Below are 25,739 nucleotides of genomic sequence, written 5' to 3'. Positions count from 1 at the left end.
TAAATTATTTTGTAAAATAAAGTAACTAAATAGACATTATATATGGCGTTTTGTAAAAATACCATATATAATGTCTAGTAGAGTATATTCTAAAGGAGGTGAGTTTATGCCAAGTAGAATAAAAAATATACACTATGGAACTCAAAGACAACAATTAAAAAACTTAACTAAAAAAGAATATCAAGCTCTACGAGAGATGTGCTTCTTAGCAAAAAACTTATATAATGTTGGGACATACAATGTTAGACAACACTATTTTAATCAAGGAGAACATCTTAACTATGAAGCCAACTATCATGTATGTAAAGAAAATGAAAATTATAAGCTTCTCAATAGTAATATAGCTCAACAGATATTAAAAGAAGTTGATAGTTCGTTTAGGTCTTTTTTTGGATTAATTAAATTAGCTAAAGAAGGTAAGTATGATTTTAGAGGAATAAAATCACCTAAATACCTTGATAAGGAAGGATTCTTTAGTATAATAATAGGTCAAATAAGAATTAAAGAAGATGGCATTCTAAATATACCCATGTCTCCAGCATTTAAAAAATTATATGGGAAAGTAAGTATAAAAGTTCCTCAAAATATATTAGAAAAAAAGATTAAAGAAATAAGAATAATACCTAAACATAAGGCTAGGTTCTTTGAAATTCAGTATTGTTATGAGATACCGAAATCAGAGGAAGTTTCAAATCAAAAAAATGCACTAGCTATAGATTTAGGTTTAGAAAACTTATGTACATGTGTTACAAATCTAGGTGATAGTTTTATCATAGATGGGAAAAGGCTTAAATCTGTGAATCAATGGGCAAATAAGCAGAATGATAAAATAGAAGCTTTAAAATTGAAAAAGAATGTAACAGCAATTACAAGAAAGCAATTTAAAGTCTGGAATAAAAGGAATAATCAAGTTAAGGATTATGTAAATAAAACTTGTTTTTACATAATTGATTACTGTATAAAAAATAATATTGGAAACTTAATAGTAGGATATAATGCTAAATTAGAGAAAAGTGATAATGTGGAGAGGAAAATATATAGAAATTTTATAAGAATTCCTTTTGGAGAGATAAAAGGAAAGTTAGAATATCTATGCAAAATAAAAAATATTAATTTTATTAGACAAGAAGAAAGTTATACTAGTAAATCTGACTTTTTTGCTGATGATTTTCTGCCTGATATCAATTTGGATAATGCACAAAAATATGATTTTAAGGGAGAAAGAATAACTCGAGGTCAATATAAATCCAGTGTTGGTATGATTATAAATGCAGATGTAAATGCTAGTCTTAATATATTAAAAAAATCACAAATAGTTGACTTATCCAAGTTGAAGGATAATCCTCAAATATTAAAACAACCACAAAGAATAAGAATATCTTAATTATATTTAAAAGATAAACTGATAGCGTAGGCTTACAGCTTAGCGGCGAATTGGATCCGCCTTGTTGTTTACAACAGAATCTATTTACTTTCGAGTTTATGGAATTTCAAAAATCACTTTTACTAAAAAAGTTTAATTATAAAAAATTAAGAGATTAAAAAATTAGTTACAAGAGGTGAAAGTGTGGAATTATCAAATATAATAGGAAAGAACGAAATAATAACTGTAGTTGGAGCAGGAGGTAAAACTTCATTTATAAACTATTTTGCAGATTTTTATAGATGTAAATTAAGAGTTCTTCTTACAACAACAACTAAAATATATGTACCAGATAATTATGAAAATATAATTATGACAATAGATGGAACTGTTATTCCATCTATTTGTCATGGAGTAACAGTATGTGGAAGCTATATAAATAATGAAAATAAAATAGTAGGTATTGATTCATCTATTTTGGATGAAATTGTAGATAAATTTGATATAGTCTTAATAGAGGGAGATGGTTCAAAGAAAAAAAGACTTAAAGGTTGGGATGATAATGAACCAGTAGTATATCACAAAACTACAAAAACTGTAGGAATATTAGATATAACCTCATTTGGAATGAATATTAACGAAGAAAACATACACAGATTAGACCTATTTAAAAAAATAGTAAATTTAGATACATATAATACTAACAATGATTCTACAGTAAATCTCGAAAATTTAAAAAATATAGTATTAAATCCAAATGGTTTATTTAAAAACTATTGTGGAGAAAAAATATTATTCATCAATAAAGTTGAAGATGAAAAATATAAAAAATTAGCTATAGAATTAATAAAAAGTATTAAAGAAGATGAAAGTAAAATGGAGATATTTTATGGAAGTATAAAACAAAAGTTTTGTACAAGATATTGAAGTATTAAAATAGTTTATATGATATTATATATATAGATAATATCAATAGCGATATTATAAAATCATAGAACTATCAATACATTATAAATACCAAGGATGATATATATGATAAATGCAGTAATAATGGCATCGGGCTTTGCCAGAAGAATGGGAACGAATAAACTTTTATTAGATTATAAAGGATGTTCTATAATAGAACATGTATTAAAAGCAGTTAGTAAAATTAATTTTCATCAAGTTGTAGTTGTAAGTCAATACAAGGAAGTTTCATTGTTGTGTAATAAATATGGTTTTAAATATGTGGATAATAAAAATGCAAATATAGGTCAGAGCGAATCCATAAAGTTAGGTATTTTAAACAGTTCAAAATGTGATGGCTACATGTTTTTTGTAGGAGACCAGCCATTTATTGATAGTTTATATATATATAAAATTATAAATACTTTTAAATTAGATAGAGATTTTATAGTAATTCCACGATATAAAGATGTATGTGGAAATCCAGTTATATTCCCATACAGCAAAAAAGAAGAATTATTGGCACTTAAAGAAGATGAAAAAGGTAAAACCGTTTTAAAAAATGCATCAAAAATAAAGTATGTAGAAGTTCCTAGAGAAATATTATTAGATATTGATACAAAAACGGACTATGAAAGAATTGGGGGTAAATTATGAAGTTAATAAAAACTATAGATGCTATTGGACAAGTTTTATGTCATGACATAACTCAAATAATACCTGGAGAATTTAAAGGAAGAAAGTTTAAAAAAGGTCATGTAGTAAAAGAAGAAGATATTCCAGTTTTATTATCTCTTGGTAAAGATAATTTGTATGTATGGGAAAAATCAGAAGGCATGATTCATGAAAATGAAGGTGCACTATTTTTAAAAGAATTAACTGCTGGAGAAAATTTAAATTTTAGTGAAATAAAAGAAGGAAAGATAGATTTTATAACTGCCTGTGATGGGCTTTTAAAGATAGATGTTGATGCACTTTTTGATTTGAATTGTGTCGGTGAAATAATGATGGCTACTCTTCATAATAATTTTATAGTAAATAAAGGTCTGAAAGTAGCTGGAACAAGAGTTATACCTCTAGTCATAGATGAGAAAAAATTAGAAGAGGCAAGAAAAGTAGTTGGAAATAGAAAAATAGTAAATGTAGTGCCTTTTAAACCTAAGAAAGTAGGGATTGTTACTACTGGAAATGAAGTATTCTATAGCCGAATTGTTGACAAATTTGGACCAGTGATAGAAGAAAAAGTAAAGGGATTTGGATGTGAGGTTATAGGACAAACTATATGTCCAGATGATAAAGAAATTATAAAAAATGCAATAAAAGAATTTATAAGTCAGGGGGCAGAACTTATCTGCTGTACTGGTGGTATGAGTGTAGACCCAGATGATGTCACACCAACAGCAATAAAAGAAACTGGAGCTGATTTGGTAACATATGGGTCACCAATATTGCCAGGAGCAATGTTTTTACTTGCTTACTATGGGGAAGTTCCAATTATGGGTATACCAGGGTGCGCAATGTATCATAAAACTACAGTATTTGACATAGTTCTATCTAGAGTCTTGATTGATGAAAAACTTGATAAGTATGATATAGCTAGATATGGTCATGGAGGACTTTGTATGAACTGTGATGTATGTACTTACCCTGCATGTAATTTTGCTAAAATATAAAGATATTAGAAAAGAGTATTTACAAATTAAGTACTCTTTTTAAATATGAAACAAAACAAACTAAAATACTTTATAAAAAGTATAATTGGTTTATAAGCTATAATAAAGTAATTACAGTATGTAAAAGAATGAATAAAGTTGCAATTTAATTTCTTTATAAGTATAATATAATAGATTGTTAATTTTTATAAATTTACAACTTGTAGTATACCTTAAATAAATATTTCACTAACTTAGTATAAAAAATATACTGTTTAAGTGATAATAGATAATAAAAGTGTTATCAAAATTTTATGATAAAATAAATTATGAGCAAAAAGAAAGGAAAATATATTAATGTTACAAGTTACAGGTGTTGGACTTAGATTTGGTGATAAGGAATTATTTAAAGATGTTAACTTAAAATTCACTAAAGGGAATTGTTACGGAATAATAGGAGCCAATGGTGCGGGAAAATCTACTTTTTTAAAAATATTATCAGGAGAGATAGAGCCAAATACAGGTAGTATATCTATAACTGATAAAGAAAGAATGTCAGTTTTAAAACAGGACCACTTCGAATATGAAGAAGAAACTGTGTTAAATGTTGTCATAAGAGGGCATGAGAGACTTTGGAACATAATGAAAGAAAAAGATGCCTTATATATGAAGGAAGATTTCAATGAAGAAGATGGAATCAAAGCTGCTGAACTTGAGGGAGAGTTTGCGGAACTTGATGGATGGGATGCAGAAACTAATGCTGAGAAAATACTTATGGGTCTTGGTATAACTAAAGATATGCATTACAAGCAAATGAAAGAATTAGTTGGTGGGGAAAAGGTTAAGGTATTGTTAGCACAATCACTTTTTGGTAAGCCTGAAATACTATTAATGGACGAGCCTACTAACCACTTAGATTTTAAATCAATAAACTGGTTAAATAATTTTATTATGGATTTAGAAGAGTCTATAGTTATAATAGTATCGCATGATAGACATTTCTTAAATCAAATATGTACTAATATAGTTGATGTAGATTTTGGTAAAATACAAATGTATGTTGGAAACTATGACTTCTGGTATGAATCAAGTCAATTAGCTTTACAACTTGCTAAGGACCAAAATAAAAAGACTGAAGAAAAGATAGCTCAATTAAAGGAATTCATAGCTAGATTTAGCTCTAATGCTTCAAAGGCTAAGCAAGCTACATCAAGAAAGAAACAGTTGGATAAATTAGAAGTTGAAGATATACAACCATCAAGAAGAAGATATCCATATGTAGGGTTTACACCTGCTAGAGAAATTGGTAATGAAGTTTTAGAAGTACACAATTTGACTAAAACTATAGATGGAGTAAAAGTTCTTGATGATGTATCATTTAGATTGGATAGAGATGACAAAGTAGTATTTATGGGTGATGAAATAGCTACTACTGCTCTTTTAAATATAGTTATGGGAGAACTTGAACCAGATAGTGGAGAGTATAAGTGGGGAGTAACTACTTCTCAAGATTATCTTCCAAAGAATCATAATAAGTTTTTTGATGGAGTAGAATATTCTTTAGTTGACTGGCTTAGACAATTCTCTGAAGAAAAAAGTGAGAGCTTTATAAGAGGATTTTTAGGTAGAATGTTATTCTCTGGAGAAGAAGCTTTAAAAGAAGCTCAAGTTATATCTGGAGGAGAAAAAGTTAGATGCATGCTTAGTAAGCTAATGCTTTCAAATGCAAACGTACTTGTTCTAGATGACCCTACTAACCACTTAGACCTAGAAAGTATAACTTCTGTTAACAAAGGACTTGAGAAGTTCCCTGGAGTGCTTTTATTTACTTCTCATGACCATGAGTTTATATCTACTATAGCAAATAGAATTATAGAGATAACTCCAAATGGAATAATGGATAGAAAGATGGACTTTGATGAGTATTTAGAAAGTAAAGAAATACAAGAACAATTAGCTAAAATGTATGGAAAAAGTAAATAAATTATTAATGTAAATATTATCATTTTACAAATTTAATTGTTAGTATAAAACCTTTTAATATTTGAGAACATGCTATGTACAAGTGTGTAAGTTTTTAATCAAATATTAGGAGGTTTTTTATGTTATTAAAATATATGAAACAATAAAAGTATAATGTCAGAAAGAGAAGTATGAACTCAATTAAATATATCTAAATGGATTATAAATTGTGTTTGTTATTAGAATAATGTATTTCTTTGTATCTTAAGAGTTTAAATATACTATAGTAGATGCTATAATAAAAATAAAAAATGTTTTAGGGGGGATATATTATGTTTAAGAAAAAATTAGTAACTATAGTAATGAGTTTAGCCATGATTAGTGTAGGTAATTTTTCATATGCTCACTCAGGAGGACATAGTTCATCAGGAAATCATCATAACAAAAATAAAGCTGAATTAAGACATTATTATTGCGGAGGACATTCAGCACACCTACATAATAATGGAGCATGTCCTTATGCCAGTATAGAAGGAAATTATGAAGCAACAACATCTTCAGTACATAATGGAAAAAATCATAAAAATTATGTTGCAGAAAAAGGGTATAATAAAGGTTATAAAGATGGGTGCAAGGGAAATTATAATTTAGGTCTTACAGGATTCAAACCTGATAATACATATGAAAAAGAGATTTTAAAAAATGCTTATGAAAAAGGATATTTAACTGGACATAATGAATACAAAGCGAAAAAGGTAGATGATGTAATGAAGAAGATGCTAGATATTCCAATGTTAACTAGCATATAATAAAATAGTATTTTAAAAGACATCTTTTATAAGAAAGTATATTTTTTGTTACAAAAATATAAACTTTTATAGAAAAAGTATTATTGATAATTTTAATAAAGTGAAACAAAAAAATTATTTAGATGTTGTCAATTAGAGATAGATACATTTAATATTATAAAAATGAAGACAATAAAACTTGTATTAGTTCATCAATTGATATTTTAATGAATCTATCTCAATAGACTAAGCTAATTTAATCTTAATTAGCATTAAATAAACTTTCAGAAATTTTATCAGAAGCTTCTTTATCCATTTCTTTAAGGACGTGAGAATAAACACTTAAGGTAGTATTTATGTTTGAATGTCCAACTCTTTCAGATATAACTTTTATAGGTACCTTAGAATTTATAAGTAAAGTAACATGTGAATGTCTTAAATCATGGAATCTAATATGAGGTAAATCATTTTTTTCTAAAAATCTTTTAAATCTTTTACTCATAACATCTTCAGCAATAGGTTCACACTTCTTATTAAAAAATAACAAATTACTACTATTTCTAGTAGAAGATTTTAATAAATTTTTATTTTGCTTTATTTTATGCTCTCTTAACAAATATATTAATTCTTTTGGAGCTGATATTTTTCTAACAGAGTTTTCTGTCTTTGGTTCTTTAAGAATTACAGAACCATTAATTCGAGATGTTATCTTGTTTACTGTTATTGTATTTTCTTCAAAATCAATATTGTCCCAAGTCAGACCTAAAACCTCTGAAATTCTCAGACCCAATCCAATTGCCAAATTAATAGGTAACTCCATATCTGTATCTTTTGCTAAATCTAATAATTTTATCATTTGCTCTCTATCATAAATTTCACTTTTAAATTTTTTATATCTTGGAGTCTCTATATTATCCATAATATTTTCTTTTATCAATTTGAGTCTATAAGCTCTCCTTATTGCAAGTTTCAATATATTTATATGAATCTTAATTGATTGAGGATTTAATTTATAAGATAGATTATCTATGTAATTTTGTATGTGAATAGGATGTAAGTCTTGTATTTTATATTTACCAATAGATGGATTAATGTAATTTTTACAAATACCAACGTAATTATTGTATGTAGCTAATGAAATATTTTCGTTGTATTTATTTAGAAAATCTAACATAAATTCTGAAACGGTAATCTCATTTGGAACTAAGAAACCATCTTTATATAAGCTTTCCTTTACCTCATTTAGTCTTTTACTTGCTTCTCTTTTTTTATCAAAGGTACCCATATTTTTTTGCTTCCTTTTGCCAGTATCTTCATCTGCAAATTCAAGATAAACAATATAGTTCTTATTTCTTTTTCTAATAAATGCATTCATATATAACCCACCAATCAAAATTTTATACATTTATTATAACATATATATACTCAAAAATAGTTTCTGAAATAAAGTTACATTTATTATAAAATATCATGTATATTTATTATAAAATGTATATATTATGTCAAATATTAGAATTTTAATTTAATAATCTGTTATACTTATAGAGAAAAGATATTTAATTTTTATATTAATAGATTATATGTTTGATTTATACTGAAAATATAAATTTTTTATATTAATAAAATTGGATTGAATATTTTAAATAAAACCTTTGACTCTAAAAGTCTATTAATATAGTATTTAATTATATATAAGTTTGAGAGGAGTGTAAAATCATATGACTATTACTAAGATACCACCAGCAGAATTAAAAGTCATGAAATTTATTTGGAGTTCAGATTTTACAGTAACATCAAAAGATGTCATTGAAGCTATGGAAAAACTATATGATTGGAAACAAACTACAACATTAACACTTTTATCAAGATTAGTAAATAAGAAATTCTTAAGTGCAAGAAAAATTGATAGACATACACACTATACAGTTCTTATTGGTGAAGAAGAGTATTTGCATTTTGAAACAAAAACTTTTCTAGATAATATGCATGGTAGTTCTATTGAGAGCTTTATGAAATCATTGTTCAAAAAGGGGGTAAATGAGGATGAATTAAATTCTGTTGAAGAATGGGTTAAAAATATTAAAAAAGATGAATAATTTAATGTAGTCAATTATAATAATTTTGGGTATATATTTTTATTAAAAATAAGATTACATAATTTTAAGTAAATTACATATTTTATATATTTGAATATATAAAAATAAATGGGTTGATAATGTCATGACAGAATTTATATGTTTTGTCTGCTTTTGATATGAATTTAATTGTCATAAAATAAATAGTTTTTATAATAATCAGTTAAATGAATATAATGTAAAGTGTTATGTGAAAAGTATAATTTTTTAGAAGCATTTTTATTTTGTTATTACAATGTTAATTTGATAAGTTTGGTGTAAAATCAAACCTATTAGAACTTAATTTTATACTAGACTTATAGTTAATATTAGCATAACCTGATACTAAGTATTAATTTATAAGTCAGAAGTTTTGTTCATTAATTGTGTAAATTAATTGTTTTAGATATATAAAAGGTATAATTTTATTTTTATTTTAATTACTTGTAGAGCTTAAAGTATATGTTGGGTTATATTAAATATATTTATATTTATAAATTTGAGATAAATATTTAGATACATATTAGAAATTGTTAAAATAAAAAGTTCCTAGTTTTAGGAACTTTTTTATTTACTTAATATAAAGTGTGAGTTTTTGCTTCAGCAATAGCTCTTGCTGTACTCTTTTGTTTTTCAGTATTTTCTTTTTTATAAAAGTTAATCACTTCTTCTAAATCTTTATTTTCAATGTTATCTTTCTTATTTTCAAGAATATAGTTTACAATTGATTCATTTATCAAATCTGTCAAAATCTTATTTTCATCATTAGTTATCTTAGATATTTCTTGTACTAGAATTTCATTAACTTCTACTGTAATTTGTTTTGTATTTTTTATCATATTATTCACCTCTTAAAAAAATTATATCATCTCAAAAAAATAAAATCAATATGTTTTAAAATTATAGAATTTTAATTCTTAAATTCTAAAAAATAGAATCATTAAATAAAACTGATTTTAGGTATTAAAAGATTAATAAAATATATTTAGGCATAAAAGCTCTATTCTATATAATCCTAAGATAGAGGATTTATAAGGAGTTAAGGTGAATTAAATATAAGACAACTTCTTAAAGCAAATGGGTGTGGTATTTAAATCTAAATGTAGACATATAATATTAAATATGCTAATATATCAAAATAATAAGGGGGGAATTTATGAAGCTTAAAGAAGCATTGATTACATGTGTTGTATGTAGTGTATGTTTAAGTCCATTATTGGTAAATGGAGAAACGAAAATAGATGCAGATCATTGTAAAGAATCTATAGTAAATATTGATACTATAGTAAAGTCTGGTAAAAGCTTTAATTCCAAATATAATCAAGGTATGAAAGACTATAAAAATAGTGATGAGTATAAGTTAAAAGTACAAAAAGAGAAGCTACAGAATCAGTTAGGAATTAAAATAAAAAAGTTAGTACCCATAACTTTTGAAGTAAGTTATTATACAAGTCTTAACCAAGAAAATGGATATGGAGCTATAACAGCTACAGGAGATGATTTAGAAGATGGTTTTGTGGCAAATAATCACTTGAGTTTTGGAACTAAGATTATTGTAGATGGGAAATTAAAAACTGTTATGGATAGGGGGTCTAGTAAGTATTTTAGTAATTCTAATGCAATAGATGTATTTGTGCCCAAATGGAGTAATGAAAGTGAATCAGAGTACTATGATAGAGTTAATAATATGGGAAGACATTACAAAAAAGGCTACATTATTGTTGAAGAATGATGCTTCTTAAAGTAATATGTGTTGATTGTATCGCTTAATAAATATATAATGAATATAAAACTATTAATACAATGAAATATATTACTGGGAGGACAATATGGAAGAATCTTTTATAAATGGAAAAGCAAACTTATTAGTAGAAAATTATAAGGCATTAAATGAGGTTAAAGGTTCTTGGCAAATGGGGTTAATCCAACATAGTTGTGCACTTGCATTTACCCTTAAGAATAAAAGAATAAGCCCTAGAGTAGTAGAAGAGAGAATAGAGCTTATTAAAAAGAATACTGGATTATTCTCTAATTTTAGAGGATATAATATATTTTATATGGCAACACTACTTTCGTTTGAATCAAATCCAGAAAGTAGTTTTAAGATGATTTTGGAAATATATAAGGAACTTAAAAATGAAAAGTTTTGGGGCGATACATATTTACCACTTACAGCATCAATAGTCTACGAGAATAGAGAAAAAATGGATTATGTTACATGTATATCAAAGATGAAAACAATATATGAATATATGAGAAAAAAACATCCATTTTTAACGTCTAGTGATGACTATTGTAATATAGCACTTATTGCAATTCATTCAAAAAATTTAGAAGAAGATTTAGAGTATATAGAACAATGTTACGAATTTCTAAATAAAAATGGTTTTTATAAAGGAAATGATTTACAAGCATTATCTCAAATTCTTTTATTTAGTGATGATAGAAGTATGGTTAAATGTAAAAAAACTATTGAACTTAAAAAAGCATTTAAAGAAAATGATTGTAAAATGAATTATTATGGATATCCAATAATAGGAGCAATTTCATTATTAGATTATAGAGAAGATGAAATAATAGAAAAGATAAAAAATGTATCAAATAAACTTAAAGAAGAAAAAGGTTTTGGAAATTGGTCTTTAGGAAAAAGTAATAGAGTGATGATTAGTTCTGCTATTGTAGCTTCTATTTATGCAGATTCTATACAAACTGAGAACAACATAGACTCTATAACTAATAATATATTTTTAAATATTGTTGTTGCTATACAAATTGCATGTGTAATGGCAGCAACAAGTGCAGCTATAGCATCTTCTTCATCAAATTAATAAAATATTATTGGAGTTGAAGATTGTAAATTTAATAATACAATTTATATGTTTAAAAAAGAATATAATATTACTTTTAAACTAATTGTGATATTTGATGATATGAAACATATAATTAATATATAGATTTTAATAAATATATAATACTACATACAATATAGGGAAAGTGGAAGAAATGTATCTGCTTTCCTTTTTTGATTATAAATTTGAATAAATTTATGTAAAACTTATTCAAGTTTATATTGTATTTTTTTTTAGATGTACTAAAATAAACTTATAAAGAAAATAAAATTTATAACTAATTGATACTATTACAAACAAGGGGGAAGTTAAAATGGATCAAAATCTAAATTGGCTTAATGAAAAAAGAATAGAAAAAACGATAAAATCTCTAGAAAATAATAATATGAGAGGGCATTTAGTAAATAATAAAGAAGAGCTTCTAAAAAAAATTGAAGAAATAGTTAAAGCAGGTTCTCTAGTAGGATGTGGAGGATCTATGACCTTATTTGAAACAGGGGTAATTGATTTTATAAGAGAAAAGTATGATTTTCTTGATAGATATGCAAAAGACATTAAACCAGAAGAAATGAAGGAAATATATAGAAAATCTTTTTCTGCAGATGCTTATTTTACAAGTACTAATGCAATAACAGAGAATGGAGAGCTTTACAATGTAGATGGAAATGGAAATAGAGTAGCTGCTATGATATATGGACCTGACAAAGTAATAGTTATAGCAGGAGTAAATAAAATAGTTAAGGATGTAGATGAAGCTATAAAAAGAACAAAAACGATAGCTGCTCCAGCTAATTGCAAAAGATTAAATACAAATACTGGATGTAAGACTACTGGCATATGTATAGATTGTTCAAGCCCAGGAAGAATATGTTGTAATTATACACTTATAAAGAGACAATTAGCACCAGAAAGAATACATGTAATTTTCTTAAACGAAGATTTTGGATATTAAAAGAATAAAATAAGTAGGGAGAAATAATGAAAAAAGTAAAACTTATATACAATCCTAATTCAGGTGAAAAAAAGATATTATCAAATTTGGACACAATTATAGAATTATATCAGGAGAGAAATTATTTATTGATACCCTATAGATTGAATATTAAAGAACCTGTAAAGAATGCATTTAAGGAAGTGGATAGTTCTTATGACCATATACTGATAGCAGGCGGTGATGGTACCATAGATTTAGTGGTAAATGCAATGAAAGAATTAGACATAAGAATCCCAGTTGGAATTTTACCTACAGGAACTGCAAATGATTTTTCAAATGCTCTTCAAATTTCATTCGATATAAAAGAAGCTATAAAGAAAATCATAAATTTAAAGCCGAGAAAAATAGACATAGGGAAAGTTAATAATAAGTACTTTATAAATGTGGCAAGTGCTGGTATGTTTACAGATGTATCACAAAGGATAAACACAGACTTAAAAAATTCATTTGGAAGAATTTCTTATTATATAAAGGGAATAGAAGAAGCATTGTATATGAGGAAGTTTAAGATAAAAGTATCTTCTAAAGAAATGTATTATGATGGAGATATGTATCTTATGTTGATTTTTAATGGCAAAACAGCAGGAAATATAAATCTAGCATACAAAGCTGAAATAGATGATGGTTATTTGGATGTAATTATTTTTAAAGGAATGCCAATTCCAAAATCAATACCAGTTTTGATAAGTGTGCTTAGAGGTGATTACTTAGATCAGTATAATGGAAATGAAATACTGTACTTTAAAACCAAAAAAGTATATATAGAATGTGAAGATTCCCTTATAACGGATATTGATGGAGAAAAGGGTCCAGATTTTCCTCTTAGCATAGAATGTATAAAAGATGGTATAGAGGTGATGGGAATTAGTAGTGAAAAAAGTTAATAATCTAGAGTAAATTGTGAAGACTCAAATAAAAAATTACTTCTAACTAAAGTTATATATAGTAGAAGTAATTTATATTTTAAGTCTTCATTTTTTTATTGTAGGATTATTTAGCTGGTTTAAAAGAACTTTTTAGAGGAACTATTCTATTAAATACAAGTTTTTCATCAGTTGTATACTTGTTATCTATACTAAAGAATCCATTTCTAACAAATTGGAATTTATCAAAAGGTTTAGCATTTTTTACTTGTGTAGGTTCAACAAAACCTTGTAATATTTCTAATGAATTAGGGTTTATTTGTTCTAGGAAATGTTTGCCTTCATTTTCAGGAACATCATCAAGAATTAATGGCTCAAATAATCTAAATTCACATGGTATAGCAGATTTAGCATCCACCCAATGTATTGTAGATTTTACCTTACGACCTGTAAATCCAGAACCACTCTTAGTTTCAGGGTCATAAGTTCCATGTATTTCAATAACATTTCCATTTTCATCCTTAATTACATCAGTGCATTTTACGAAATAAGCACCTTTTAAACGAACTTCATTTCCTGGGAAAAATCTGAAATATTTCTTAACAGGTTCTTCCATAAAATCATCCTGCTCTATATATAGCTCTCTAGAAAAAGGAACTAATCTCTTTCCTTGAGATTCATCTTTAGCATTATTTTCTATTTCAAGCATTTCAATTTTATCTTCTGGGTAATTAGTTATAATTAGTTTTAAAGGTCTTAAAATTCCCATAGCAAGAGGTGCTTTTGGTTGTAGATTTTCTCTTAGGAAATAATCAAGCATTTGGCTATCTACTGTAGAGTTAACTTTTGATACCCCTATTTCACTACAGAAATTGCGTAATGCTTCTGCAGTATATCCCTTACGCCTGATACCAGATATTGTAGGAACACGAGGGTCATCCCAACCATCAACAACACCTTCATCTACAAGTTGTTTTAATTTTCTTTTACTCATAACAGTATTGTTTATATTAAGCCTAGCAAATTCTATTTGTCTAGGTACATTTTCCATTTCACACTCTTTGACAAACCAATCATAAAGCGGTCTTTGGTCCTCAAATTCTAGAGTACATATAGAGTGAGTTATCCCTTCAATTGCATCTTCAATTGGATGAGCAAAAGCATACATAGGATATATGCACCATTTATCTCCTGTGTTGTGATGTGTTGAATGAGATATTCTATATATAATTGGGTCTCTAAGGTTTATATTTGGAGAAGACATATCTATTTTAGCTCTTAATGTTTTTTCACCATCTTTAAATTCACCATTTTTCATTCTTTCAAATAAATCAAGGTTTTCTTCAATAGACCTATTTCTATAAGGACTTTCTTTTCCAGGCTCAGTTAAAGTACCACGATATTCTCTCATTTCTTCTTGTGTCAAGTCACATACATAAGCCTTACCTTTTTTTATTAATATTAAAGCTCTCTTGTACATTTCATCAAAGTAGTTAGATGCAAAATTTAACTCGTTCCAATCAAACCCTAACCACTTAACATCTTCTTTTATAGATTCTACATATTCAACATCTTCTTTTAATGGATTTGTATCATCAAATCTTAAATTAGCTTTTCCGTTAAACTCCTTAGCTAGTCCAAAGTTAAGACATATACTTTTTGCATGACCAATATGTAAATATCCGTTTGGCTCAGGTGGAAAACGAGTTATTATACTGTCGTGTTTTCCTGTTTCTAGGTCATTTATAATAATATTTTTTATAAAGTTAGATGAGTTCGTTTCATTTGACATATTTTATACCTCCTATTTAATTTGCTTATAATACAGGACACTACACTGTATTGCATAATATTAATTTTAATCCAAGATTAGAAAAAAATAAAGGTGTAATTAAGAGTATTATGCAAAATATTAACTTTTATACTAAAAACATGTTTTTACAGTTTATTTACAAAAAATGAGATTTGTTGAATTAATCCTTAAAAGGCTGTATTATAATATGTATATTGTTAAGAATATTATGTGAAGTTAGTTATCTAAATTTATTTTAAATCTGTTGACAGATTTGTAAAGGAGACGATTATGGGAAAGGTTGCAAAAATTTTATTGAGTTTAATTGTTATTGTTCTAGTGTTTACAGGAATTGTTGTATACACTTTAACACCAAAAGAAAGATATGATGTCAGTTCACAAAATAATGAAATTATAGATGAAGAATACTTATCAAAAGGTTCATATATAAATTCCATGGAAGTAGTAAAAAATCCACTTAGAATGGTTGGGAAAGTGTCTGTTTCAGAGGATGAGTTTAGAAATTTAATATATACATTAATGCATAAGCATGGGATTAAAGAGCTTGAAAATAATTTTGTTGAAATGAAAGATGGAAAAATAAAAGTGGCAGGGCCATATAAGGTATTTGGATTAATAAATAGCCAATATGAACTTGAGTTGAGACCTACTTTAAAAGGAGAGAATCTAATTGTAAGCCTTGAAAATGTAAAACTTGGTAAATTCAAGATAAGTGATAAGATGTTAGAGAAAATACTAAGTAACTATAATAAAAAAGTTCCATTTGAAGTTAATGGAAATAAGGTTACTTTAGAGAAAAGTTATCTTTATCCAGTAACTCTTAAAAATATATCTATAAAAAAAGGAAATATTGATTTGGATATGGAAGTAGAAATAGATTTGAAGTCACAAATAAATGGGGCATTAGGATATTTGAAGGATTCTGGAAAGGCTCAGGATATACTAAATCATTTGATTAATTTAAAGAAAACAGCTGTTGGTTAAAAATATAGAAAACTTATATTTATATTTTTATTATATTTCATACAATATTGGAGTACTTTAAAATCAAAATTTGTAAAATAACATTTATTGTGTTAGAATGTTTTATGATATTAAGTTGTAAATACGTAATATTATTTAGTTACTAGATTGGGGGGAAATGATGAATAAAGTCTATATTGTAACAACATATACAGGAACTTTATTATCTTACTTAATAAGGAATATAAGTAAAAAACTGTATACACATGTGTCAATATCACTAAATGAAAATTTAAAGCCAATGTATTCTTTTGGGAGATTAAATCCGAGAAATCCGTTTATTGGGGGATTTGTTGAAGAAAATATAAATCAAGGATTATATGCTATAAGAAAAAATACTGTGTGTAGAGTATATTCATTAGAAGTAGATAATTTACAATATGAAAATCTATTTAAAAATATAAAATTAATTAGTGATTATAGAGAAGATTACTATTATGATATAATGGCATTAATATATTTGCCAATGAATATTCATAGACAATCTGAATATAAATATGTATGTTCAAACTTTGTTGCTGATATGTTAGAAAAAAGTGAAATAGACATTTTAAATAAACAATCATTTGAAGTAACACCAAATGATTTTTATAATTTATCTGGTTTAACTTTAGAATATGAAGGTTTATTATCAGAATATAATTCTAGACAACATTCTTATGTATCAAAAATCGCAAACATCTAAAAATTTATTTTAGAGTTTATCATATAAAAACTATTGCTAGATAATTAGGCTGAAGATAGTAGTTTAACTTCGAGAGGATTAAGAATTCGTAAATCTTAGTTAGAACACTTTCTTCAGTTTTTAAATTTTAGTGATTATTTGTATTTTTACAGTATTTTTGGGGTATATAGATAAGATATAATTGAATAAAATATTTATATAAATGTATAAAGATATCTTAACACATAAATAAATATGATAAATATTTATTTTTTGTAAATATATGGATATAATAGTAATAATAACATTTTGTAGAGAGGAGTATTAAATGAAACGATATCTTAAAACATATGGAGTTGCAATAATAATTGTAGCAATTTATGCATTTATTAAATTACCTGTACTTAGATTAGATTTCACATCTTTATTTTCAGTAGGAATAATTTTCTTTGTTGTGGCAGGAATACTAGATATGATGTTAGATAGAAATGAAAGAACATCTAAACTTGCTAAATATAATTTTTCAATAGCAATAGCTTTACTTGTGTATATTGTAGTTGTACCTTTTATAGCTTCTACACCTGTATTTCATGCAAAGGCATATAAAGAATTATTAGGAAAAGTAACTGAAAGTAAATTTACTGACGACATTAGTCCTGTCAGTGTAAATGACATTCGTCTTGTAGATGAAGATATGGCTATGAAATTGGGAGATAAAAAGCTTGGAGAAGTTCCAGCTATAGGCAGTGTGTCAAAATTAGGAAAATTCCATATACAAAATGTGGATGGAGAATTGTACTGGGTAGCACCTCTTGTTCATAGAGACATAATTAAGTGGGTAACATCTTTAAGTGGTTCAAGTGGTTATGTAAAAGTATCTGCAAGTAACCCTCAAGATGTTCAATTAGTTCAAGAAATAGATGGAAAACCAATAAAGATAGTATATCAACCAGAAGCTTACTTGCATCAAGATTTACAGAGACATTTATACATACATGGTGTGGTAAATGTTGGTATGACAGATTTTACCCTTGAAATAAATGATGAAGGGAAACCTTATTGGGTTGTAAGTTTATATGAGCATAAAATTGGTTATGGAGGAGCAAATGCTACAGGAATAGCTACTGTTGATGCAGAAACTGGAAAAATAAATGTTTACAATGTTAAAAATACACCTAAATGGGTGGATAGAATCCAGCCACAAGAATTTATAACAGACCAGATTAAAGACTGGGGAGTTTATGTTAATGGATTTTTAAATTCTGTTATATCAGAAAAAGGAGTACTAGTGCCAACAGAAGGAACATCATTAGTTTATGGAAATGATAATAGGTCTTATTGGTATACAGGTATAACATCTTCAGGAGGAGATGAATCTACAATTGGATTTATGTTAGTTGATTCTAGAACAAAAGAAGCTAAATTATATAAGCAACCAGGAGCCACTGAGACAGCTGCAATGAAATCAGCTGAAGGTAATGTTCAAGAAAAGAATTATGAAGCAACATTCCCTGTAATGTATAATATATTAGGTCAACCAACATATGTATCATCGTTAAAAGATAAGGCTGGTCTTGTAAAGAGAGTTGCATTTGTATCTGTTGAAGATTATAATGTGCTTGGTTTAGGTGAAGATAAAAACGAAGCATTGAGAAACTATAAAGATTCATTAGAATCTAAGGGTAATGATTTAAAACTGGATAATGATTTAAAAGATGAAGTCATAGAAGGTACAGTGACAAGAATAAGTCCAGATGTACGAGGTGGAAATACTAATTATTATGTGACTTTAGATTCAAATAAAGAGATAATATTCAAAGCTACTTCAAAAGTATCTAGTGAATTGCCATTGACTCAAGTTGGAGATAAAGTCAAAATATCATATTCAAAAGAATTATCTGGTGTAATTGAAATGTCAGAATTTGATAACCTAAATATTGCAAACTTTGAAGATAAAAAAGCAAAAGAGGGAACAGGAACTGACGAAAATACAAACTCTCAAGGTTCTGAGAATCAAGATAATGTATAGTTTAACTTAAAAAAATCGAAAATAGTATTTAATATATTAATAGCTAGTTTTTATAAAATTTATTTTTATAAAAACTAGCTATTTTATTTTAATTCTTTGTAAATTTAATGTCATAAAATTAATATAATATTAGTACAACTTTGCAAATAATACTTCAAGGAGAATGTACTATGACTAATATGGAAAAAGAGATATTGCTTTTAATTAGCAGGGTTAGATGTGTTACAGAAGCTCAATTTAGAAAAATTTATGGAGACCAAAAGAGATATAATAAAAAAAACTTTAAAAAAACCTTGAGAAAAATGTGTAGTGAGTATACACTTAAAAAATATCCTTGTGATGTGGATTATTATAATTACAAAGACCTCTCATATGTATACTATTTGAATGGTAGTAAACTTTTTAAGGGAGATGATTTAATAAAGGCTCTAGTAGGGTCAGAATTAGTTGTTAGAATCAATACTGCAGGTTGTGATGTAAAAAGATTCTACCGAAATGTTAGTGTGGATGATATGAAATATGATTTATTTATTGAATATACAGACCAATTTGGTAATATAAAACAGGTTCTAGTAGATGTTGATTTAAATAATGAAATAGATATTTCTAAATATGAAAATCTTTCTAGAAAGATAGATAAATCTACAATTCCATTTTTTAAAGTGCCAAACGTTTTGGTAGTTACACCAGATAATCTATCTGAATTAAATGATTTAGAGAGATATGATAGTGAGTATAGTATAAATTTTATAGATTTAGGATTAAATAAACTATTTAATTGTATATAACCTAATTTTAAAAAAGAGAATTATAGATTTGCCACATTTTGTAAAATAATTGTTGCAATATTATATAGAATGTGATAAAACTATATTAATAAATTAATTAAAAATAATGAGCCTAGGGTAGAGGTAGCTATATTCAATAGTATTCAATAGGAGCTGGTAAGTGTTGATGATTGATGAAAGGGTCTATAGCCGAAGAAAATTTGTTGACGGATGGATTTTCTGGACTTATGCAGAATATGTATAAGGCTGTCACTTTTAAAGTGATGAGCTACAAGGTTACTTGGTCTATGAGATTTACACGTCCAAAGTATACCTTTGGGCGTTTTTATTTATCAAAATTTAACTTGAGGGGGAAAAAGCATGAGTATAATTGTTCAAAAATATGGTGGAAGTTCGGTGGCAGATACTGATAAAATAAAATCAATTGCAGAAAACATAATAGAACGAAGAAAAGAAAATCCACAAATGGTAATAGTTGTGTCTGCCATGGGTAAATCCACTGATGAATATATAAAGTTGGCTAAAGAATTGAGTAATGAACCTAGTAAAAGAGAATTGGATGCTTTGATGTCTACTGGAGAAATGATTTCAGCTTCTTTATTATCAATAGCATTAAATGCACTTGGATGTAAGGCTGTAAGTTATAATGCTTATCAGCTAAATATAAAAACAAGTGGTCTTCATGGGAAGTCTCAAATTGATGATATAAATGTAAATAGAATTAAAAATAGTTTAGATGAAGGAAATGTCGTAATAGTAACTGGATTTCAAGGAATCAATGAAGATGGTGATGTAACTACTCTTGGGAGAGGTGGTTCAGACACATCTGCTGTGGCTCTTGCAGTTAAATTAAATGGGAAATGTGAGATATATACAGATGTTGATGGAATCTATTTTACAGACCCAAGAAAATATTCAAAGGCTAGTAAACTTGATGAGATTGAATATGAAGAAATGCTTGAGTTAGCAAGTTTAGGAGCACAAGTAATGCATTCAAGAAGTATAGAACTTGCACAAAAATATGGTGTTGAAATTTATGTTGGACGTACATGTGGTACAGTAAAAGGAACATATATAAGAGGGGGAAAAGATATGAAATTAGAGGATAAAGTAATAACAGGATTAGCTACTAGTGATGACGATAGCTCTATAACAATCAAAGATTTTAAAGCAGAAAATATATCTAGTTTATTTGAAGATATAGCAACTATAGGGATAAGTGTAGATATGATAAGTCAGACTGCACCTATCTTAGATAAAATAAGTGTATCATTTACAGTTCCAAAAGAAGAATTAGGAGAATGTAAGAAGATAGTATCTAAGTACACAGATGAAGAACATGTAGTGGTTGATAATAATATCACTAAATTCTCTTTGGTAGGTCTTGGCATGAAAAATACTTCTGGAGTTGCTGCTAAGGTATTTAAGATATTCAATGAAAATGGTATAATGATAAAACTTATAACTACATCAGAAATTCGTATAACATGTGCTATAAATTCTGATGATAAGCAAATAGCTATAGAAAAAATAGCAGAAGTATTTAATATATAAAATTTGGGGAGGATATTATGAAACTTCATGGAACTATGACTGTAAATGATAATGAATTATATATTGGAGGAGTGAGTTGTTTAGAGCTTAGTGAAAAATATCAAACTCCACTTTATGTATTTGATGAAGCTTTGGTAAGACAAAACTGTAGAGAATATGTAGAATATTTTAAAGCCAAAGATGGAAAAAACAAGGTTGCTTATGCAGGTAAAGCTTTTTTACCTATTTATATGTGTAATCTTATAAATGAAGAACAAATGTGCCTAGATGTAGTTTCAGGAGGCGAATTATATACAGCCTACAAATCAAATTTCCCTATGGAAAAAGTTTTCTTCCATGGAAATAATAAGACTAAAGAAGAAATAAATATGGGATTAGATTTAGGTGTAGGTAAGTTCGTAGTAGACAATTTTTATGAATTGGATTTGATTGAAAAGTTATGTGAAGAAAAAGGTAAAGTTCAAGAAATATATTTTAGAATAACACCTGGAATAGAGGCTCATACACACGATTATATAAAAACTGGACAGATAGATTCTAAATTTGGATTTGCCTTAGTGAATGGAGATTTATTTAGAGCAATAGAGAAATTGAGTGAATACAAGAATATAAGACTTGTGGGTCTTCATGCTCATATAGGCTCACAAATATTTGATGTAGAGCCATACATAGATACAGTGGACATAATGATGAACTTAGTAAAAGAGATAAAAGAAAAATTCAATATACAGCTAACAGAAATTGACTTAGGTGGAGGTGTAGGGGTTTATTACAGTAAAGAAGATAAGCCTAAGACTATAAAAGAATTCTGTGAGACTATAATTGCTAAAGCGGAAAGTTCATGTAAAGAGCTTGGGATAGAAGTACCTATATTGGTAATAGAACCAGGAAGATCAATAGTTGCAAATGCAGGAAGCACATTGTATACAGTAGGTTCAATAAAAGATATAAAAGATGTTAGAGTTTATGTAAGTGTAGATGGAGGTATGACAGATAATGTAAGACCTTCTCTGTATCAAGCTAGTTATGAGTGTAGTATTGTAAATAAAATTAACCATGAGACTATGAATCATGTAACAATAGCTGGAAAATGTTGTGAAAGTGGAGATATATTGATTGGGGATATAGATATAATGGATATTAAAAGTGGAGACATACTTATAACGACATCAACAGGTGCATATGGGTATTCAATGTCTTCAAATTATAATAAAATACCAAGAGCAGCAGTAGTATCAGTATTTGATGGAAATGATAAGGTAATATGTAAGAGACAAAGTTATGAAGATTTATTAGCTTTAGAAGTATAGAATGAAAATTAAATATTAAGTTTATTATAAGTAGATTTACTAAGGTATATATGGCTCTAAATTAATTTTTAGTTTGTTGTAGTTATACATAGCATATCTACTTATTTTTTTCTTTTACTAACAAATTTCTTGTAATAAATATAAAATATTTTAAAAACTTCCTAATTATGATAAAATTTAAAGTATATAACAAGGAGGGGTTTAATGAGAGGAAGAGTAATTTTATTAATATCGATATTATCTATATTTCTTGTAGGATGTTCATTTAATAATAAAGATGAAATAAATTTAACTGAGCAAGGAAAAACATACTTAGAAAAACATGACTATAAAAAAGCTATGGAATCATTGTCCTCTGCATTAGAAGAAGATAATACTAATGAGAATGCAAGGGCTATGTATATGCAAGCTATGAGAATGTCAAATATGACTGAGTTTGAAGAAGCGAAAAATTATGAGGATGCAATTAAGGAACTTAAGCTTATAGAGAAAATAAAAAATGGTTCATCTGTTATTAAAGAAGAAGCAACTAAAAAGAAAGAAGAATTAACTAAATTAGAAAAAGAACAAAATGAAGCAGAAGAGCAAAGAAAGAAAAAGGCAAAAGATACAGCAGGAGAAGATAGGTACAGAGTAGAATCAGACGCAAGAAAAACTTCTTATAGTAGAAATAGTAAAACTAATAAATCTAGTTCTAAAAATAACAGTAAAAAATCAGATGATGATAAATCTGATAATAATAGTAGCTCTTCTCAGAATCAAGAAAAACCAAATAATAATCCAGCACCAACACCACCTTCTCCAGATACTAGTGGTGGAGCAGAGAGTGGTGAAAATTCTCAAAGTTCAAATAATCAATAAATATAAAATGTGCATATATTTTTAATAAATAAAATATGCATTATAAAAAATTAGCTCTTAGCAAATTGTTTTTGCTAAGGGCTAATTTTTTATAAAATAGTTCAATAAAAAGCAACTAAATTTGAAATTAAAAATTTAAAAGTATATACAATAAATATAAGTTATTGTAGCCGATTATCTATATATTTATCAACATAAGTTTTTACAACAGCTGCTATTGGCACTGAAAGGAAAACACCTATAAAACCAAATAGAGATTGACCTATTAAAATTGCAGAAATTACCCATATAGCTCCTATACCAACTTGATTACCCATAACTTTTGGTTCTATAAAGTTTCCATCTAGTTGTTGTAATATAAATATGAATATAACAACCCAGATAGTTTTTTGTGGGCTATATAAGATTGTCATGGCTATTGGAGGTATTGCACCAATAAAAGGACCAAAATACGGTATTATATTACCTAAGAATATTATTGAAGCTAAAAATAAAGCATTTTCTATTCTGATAACAAATTGAAATCCTAAGAATGCAATTATACCAATAATAAGAGAGTCTAATATTCTACCAATCAAATAATCATAGAAAATGTCATGAGTAGTTCTAAAGAATTCTATAATATCATCTGCTTTGTTTCTATCAGTAGAAGAGTATAGTAATTTTTTAAACCCCAATGCAATTTTTTCTTTGTCATATATAATATATATAGACAGTATAAATCCCATTGTCATATTAAATAACATAGAAGATATACTAAGTGCATAGACTAATAAGTTTTTAGGAATTCTACTAATGGAATCATTTGCCTCTTTTAACACATTATCTAAGCTATGTTGTATGTGAGGAACTAAAGTCTTTAAAAAATCTATGTTTGACATATTTTTTTCTATAAAATTGTTTATATAATCAGTGTACATAGGCATTTCACTTATTAACCTGTTTAATGTATTGGCGATTGATGGAATTAACAATCTAATTCCAAAAGCTAAAATAAGACCTATAAATATATAAGCTATAAAAATAGCTAAAAGCCTATGTGCTTTAAATCTTATTTCAAAAAGCATTACTAATGGATTTAAAAGTAAAGCAAGCAAAATAGCTAGAAAAAATGGGCCAAAAAACTTTAAGAATCCTTCAATACTAGATATAAAATCTGATGGAGTATTAACAAATTTAAAAAATAAAATTCCAATAAACACGACTATTAAATAGTATTTTACATTTTCTTTTGAAATAATAATCACTTCCTTAAAATAGTGTTTAGTCAGCTATTACATATTAATAGTATGTGAAAAGAAATTACAATTATTTAGGAAAATTAAATAATTTTTTAGCTTGTTTTTAATCAAGGTCTAGTATAGTATAATAATGTAACAAAATTAACATTGATAAAAATATCAAATAACATATAATTTAAGATAAGAAAGGATTATGTATGAGAATTAATAAGTATATAGCTTCTTGTGGGATTGCATCTAGAAGAAAAGCAGAAGAAATTATTCTTGAAGGAAGAATAAAGGTAAATGGAAATGTAGTAAAAGAGTTATCATTTAATATTGAGGAAGATAAGGATATAGTGGAATTTGATAATAAAAAAGTAAAGCCAAGTGAAAAGCATGTATATATAGTGTTAAATAAGCCAGAAGGATATATAACTACAGTGAAAGACCAGTTTAATAGACCAAGTGTAATAGATATACTTAAAGATGTGAAAGAAAGAGTGTATCCAATAGGTAGACTAGATTATGAAACTAGTGGATTATTGATACTTACTAATGATGGAGACTTAACATATAAACTTACTCACCCAAAACATGAGGTTAACAAAACATATGTAGCAAGTGTGAAGGGAATTATAAGTAATGATGAAATAAGAAAGTTTGAAAGAGGATTAAACATAGAAGATTACACAACAGCACCTGCTAAAATAAGAGTAACTAAAGAAAATAAAGAAAAGAATTATTCTGTATGTGAAATAACTATACATGAGGGAAGAAATAGACAAGTGAGAAAAATGTGTAAGGCTATAAATCATCCAGTTTTAAATTTAAGAAGAATTTCTGTAGGTAAGATAGAATTAAAAGATATAAAAGTCGGAGAATATAGATACTTAACAGAAGATGAAATAAAATATTTAAAGTCAATAAAATAAGATAACAATGAA

General features: G+C 26.9%; 23 protein-coding genes and 1 riboswitch. Of the genes, 19 read left to right on the top strand and 4 right to left on the bottom strand.

Annotated elements, in window-relative coordinates:
- Nucleotides 1-106 precede the first annotated feature (106 nt).
- The 6 genes from ACTG46_RS11335 (at nucleotide 107) to ACTG46_RS11310 (ending at nucleotide 6,731) form a co-directional block, all read left to right on the top strand.
- Nucleotides 107-1,384: an RNA-guided endonuclease InsQ/TnpB family protein gene (locus ACTG46_RS11335; RefSeq protein WP_054270527.1), complete on the top strand. Its 1,278-nt coding sequence runs from the start codon at nucleotides 107-109 to the stop codon at nucleotides 1,382-1,384.
- 183 nt (nucleotides 1,385-1,567) lie between these two features.
- Nucleotides 1,568-2,290: a selenium cofactor biosynthesis protein YqeC gene (yqeC, locus tag ACTG46_RS11330; RefSeq protein ID WP_479922836.1), complete on the top strand. Its 723-nt coding sequence runs from the start codon at nucleotides 1,568-1,570 to the stop codon at nucleotides 2,288-2,290.
- A gap of 105 nt (nucleotides 2,291-2,395) precedes the next feature.
- Complete coding sequence (mocA, locus tag ACTG46_RS11325) at nucleotides 2,396-2,965, top strand: molybdenum cofactor cytidylyltransferase (RefSeq protein WP_479922835.1); 570 nt, start codon at nucleotides 2,396-2,398, stop codon at nucleotides 2,963-2,965.
- Nucleotides 2,962-3,981, top strand: a complete 1,020-nt coding sequence (locus ACTG46_RS11320) for a molybdopterin-binding protein (protein ID WP_479922834.1) — start codon at nucleotides 2,962-2,964, stop codon at nucleotides 3,979-3,981. The genes mocA and ACTG46_RS11320 overlap by 4 nt, the downstream gene beginning before the upstream one ends.
- Before the next feature lie 336 nt (nucleotides 3,982-4,317).
- A complete protein-coding gene (locus ACTG46_RS11315; protein ID WP_074178233.1) occupies nucleotides 4,318-5,943 on the top strand; it encodes an ABC-F family ATP-binding cassette domain-containing protein in 1,626 nt (541 codons plus the stop codon).
- A 311-nt stretch (nucleotides 5,944-6,254) separates the two neighbouring features.
- The gene (locus ACTG46_RS11310) at nucleotides 6,255-6,731 is read left to right on the top strand and encodes a hypothetical protein (protein WP_054270522.1); all 477 of its coding nucleotides are present in this window, start codon (nucleotides 6,255-6,257) and stop codon (nucleotides 6,729-6,731) included.
- A 241-nt stretch (nucleotides 6,732-6,972) separates the two neighbouring features.
- On the opposite strand, the gene ACTG46_RS11305 is transcribed toward ACTG46_RS11310, so the two are convergent.
- Nucleotides 6,973-8,085 (bottom strand): tyrosine-type recombinase/integrase, encoded by a 1,113-nt coding sequence (locus tag ACTG46_RS11305; RefSeq protein WP_479922833.1) that lies wholly within the window; start codon nucleotides 8,083-8,085, stop codon nucleotides 6,973-6,975.
- 343 nt (nucleotides 8,086-8,428) lie between these two features.
- Between ACTG46_RS11305 and ACTG46_RS11300 the strand changes: the two genes are divergently transcribed.
- The gene (locus tag ACTG46_RS11300) at nucleotides 8,429-8,806 is read left to right on the top strand and encodes a BlaI/MecI/CopY family transcriptional regulator (RefSeq protein WP_054270520.1); all 378 of its coding nucleotides are present in this window, start codon (nucleotides 8,429-8,431) and stop codon (nucleotides 8,804-8,806) included.
- Nucleotides 8,807-9,399: 593 nt separating this feature from the next.
- Here ACTG46_RS11300 and ACTG46_RS11295 read toward each other — a convergent pair.
- Complete coding sequence (locus ACTG46_RS11295) at nucleotides 9,400-9,663, bottom strand: hypothetical protein (RefSeq protein ID WP_054270519.1); 264 nt, start codon at nucleotides 9,661-9,663, stop codon at nucleotides 9,400-9,402.
- A 317-nt stretch (nucleotides 9,664-9,980) separates the two neighbouring features.
- Between ACTG46_RS11295 and ACTG46_RS11290 the strand changes: the two genes are divergently transcribed.
- From ACTG46_RS11290 to ACTG46_RS11275, 4 genes are all read left to right on the top strand, one after another.
- Nucleotides 9,981-10,556, top strand: coding sequence for an RlpA-like double-psi beta-barrel domain-containing protein (locus ACTG46_RS11290; protein ID WP_054270518.1), 576 nt, complete (start codon nucleotides 9,981-9,983; stop codon nucleotides 10,554-10,556).
- A 97-nt stretch (nucleotides 10,557-10,653) separates the two neighbouring features.
- Entirely contained in the window at nucleotides 10,654-11,652 is a 999-nt protein-coding gene (locus ACTG46_RS11285; protein ID WP_479922832.1) for a DUF4003 domain-containing protein, read from the top strand.
- A 334-nt stretch (nucleotides 11,653-11,986) separates the two neighbouring features.
- A complete protein-coding gene (locus ACTG46_RS11280) occupies nucleotides 11,987-12,625 on the top strand; it encodes a lactate utilization protein (protein ID WP_054270516.1) in 639 nt (212 codons plus the stop codon).
- A gap of 26 nt (nucleotides 12,626-12,651) precedes the next feature.
- The gene (locus ACTG46_RS11275; RefSeq protein WP_054270515.1) at nucleotides 12,652-13,551 is read left to right on the top strand and encodes a YegS/Rv2252/BmrU family lipid kinase; all 900 of its coding nucleotides are present in this window, start codon (nucleotides 12,652-12,654) and stop codon (nucleotides 13,549-13,551) included.
- A gap of 106 nt (nucleotides 13,552-13,657) precedes the next feature.
- Here ACTG46_RS11275 and ACTG46_RS11270 read toward each other — a convergent pair whose 3' ends face one another.
- Nucleotides 13,658-15,322: a glutamine--tRNA ligase/YqeY domain fusion protein gene (locus ACTG46_RS11270; protein ID WP_479922831.1), complete on the bottom strand. Its 1,665-nt coding sequence runs from the start codon at nucleotides 15,320-15,322 to the stop codon at nucleotides 13,658-13,660.
- 291 nt (nucleotides 15,323-15,613) lie between these two features.
- Here ACTG46_RS11270 and ACTG46_RS11265 point away from each other — a divergent pair, with 291 nt between their 5' ends.
- From ACTG46_RS11265 to ACTG46_RS11235, 7 genes are all read left to right on the top strand, one after another.
- Entirely contained in the window at nucleotides 15,614-16,327 is a 714-nt protein-coding gene (locus ACTG46_RS11265) for a DUF2140 domain-containing protein (protein ID WP_074178230.1), read from the top strand.
- A gap of 160 nt (nucleotides 16,328-16,487) precedes the next feature.
- Nucleotides 16,488-17,051 (top strand): hypothetical protein, encoded by a 564-nt coding sequence (locus ACTG46_RS11260; RefSeq protein ID WP_219673928.1) that lies wholly within the window; start codon nucleotides 16,488-16,490, stop codon nucleotides 17,049-17,051.
- 307 nt (nucleotides 17,052-17,358) lie between these two features.
- Nucleotides 17,359-19,059, top strand: a complete 1,701-nt coding sequence (locus tag ACTG46_RS11255; RefSeq protein WP_054270511.1) for a hypothetical protein — start codon at nucleotides 17,359-17,361, stop codon at nucleotides 19,057-19,059.
- Nucleotides 19,060-19,229: 170 nt separating this feature from the next.
- Nucleotides 19,230-19,847 (top strand): hypothetical protein, encoded by a 618-nt coding sequence (locus tag ACTG46_RS11250; protein WP_054270510.1) that lies wholly within the window; start codon nucleotides 19,230-19,232, stop codon nucleotides 19,845-19,847.
- Between the two features lie 110 nt (nucleotides 19,848-19,957).
- Nucleotides 19,958-20,126, top strand: a riboswitch (Lysine riboswitch).
- Between the two features lie 81 nt (nucleotides 20,127-20,207).
- Nucleotides 20,208-21,401 carry an aspartate kinase gene (locus ACTG46_RS11245; protein ID WP_054270508.1) on the top strand — a complete coding sequence of 398 codons (1,194 nt, stop codon included), beginning with the start codon at nucleotides 20,208-20,210 and terminating at the stop codon, nucleotides 21,399-21,401.
- A gap of 17 nt (nucleotides 21,402-21,418) precedes the next feature.
- On the top strand, nucleotides 21,419-22,711 hold the full coding sequence (gene lysA / locus ACTG46_RS11240; RefSeq protein WP_054270507.1) for a diaminopimelate decarboxylase: 1,293 nt from the start codon (nucleotides 21,419-21,421) through the stop codon (nucleotides 22,709-22,711).
- A gap of 204 nt (nucleotides 22,712-22,915) precedes the next feature.
- Complete coding sequence (locus tag ACTG46_RS11235; RefSeq protein WP_054270506.1) at nucleotides 22,916-23,572, top strand: outer membrane protein assembly factor BamD; 657 nt, start codon at nucleotides 22,916-22,918, stop codon at nucleotides 23,570-23,572.
- A 161-nt stretch (nucleotides 23,573-23,733) separates the two neighbouring features.
- Here the strand turns inward: ACTG46_RS11235 and ACTG46_RS11230 are convergent, their stop codons facing one another.
- The gene (locus tag ACTG46_RS11230) at nucleotides 23,734-24,819 is read right to left on the bottom strand and encodes an AI-2E family transporter (RefSeq protein WP_054270505.1); all 1,086 of its coding nucleotides are present in this window, start codon (nucleotides 24,817-24,819) and stop codon (nucleotides 23,734-23,736) included.
- A gap of 191 nt (nucleotides 24,820-25,010) precedes the next feature.
- On the opposite strand from ACTG46_RS11230, the gene ACTG46_RS11225 reads away from it, so the two are divergent.
- On the top strand, nucleotides 25,011-25,727 hold the full coding sequence (locus ACTG46_RS11225) for a pseudouridine synthase (RefSeq protein ID WP_074178226.1): 717 nt from the start codon (nucleotides 25,011-25,013) through the stop codon (nucleotides 25,725-25,727).
- Nucleotides 25,728-25,739: the final 12 nt, after the last annotated feature.

The sequence above is a fragment of the Clostridioides sp. LIBA-7678 genome (assembly GCF_056716065.1).
This window is presented reverse-complemented; position numbering and strand designations above follow the sequence as displayed.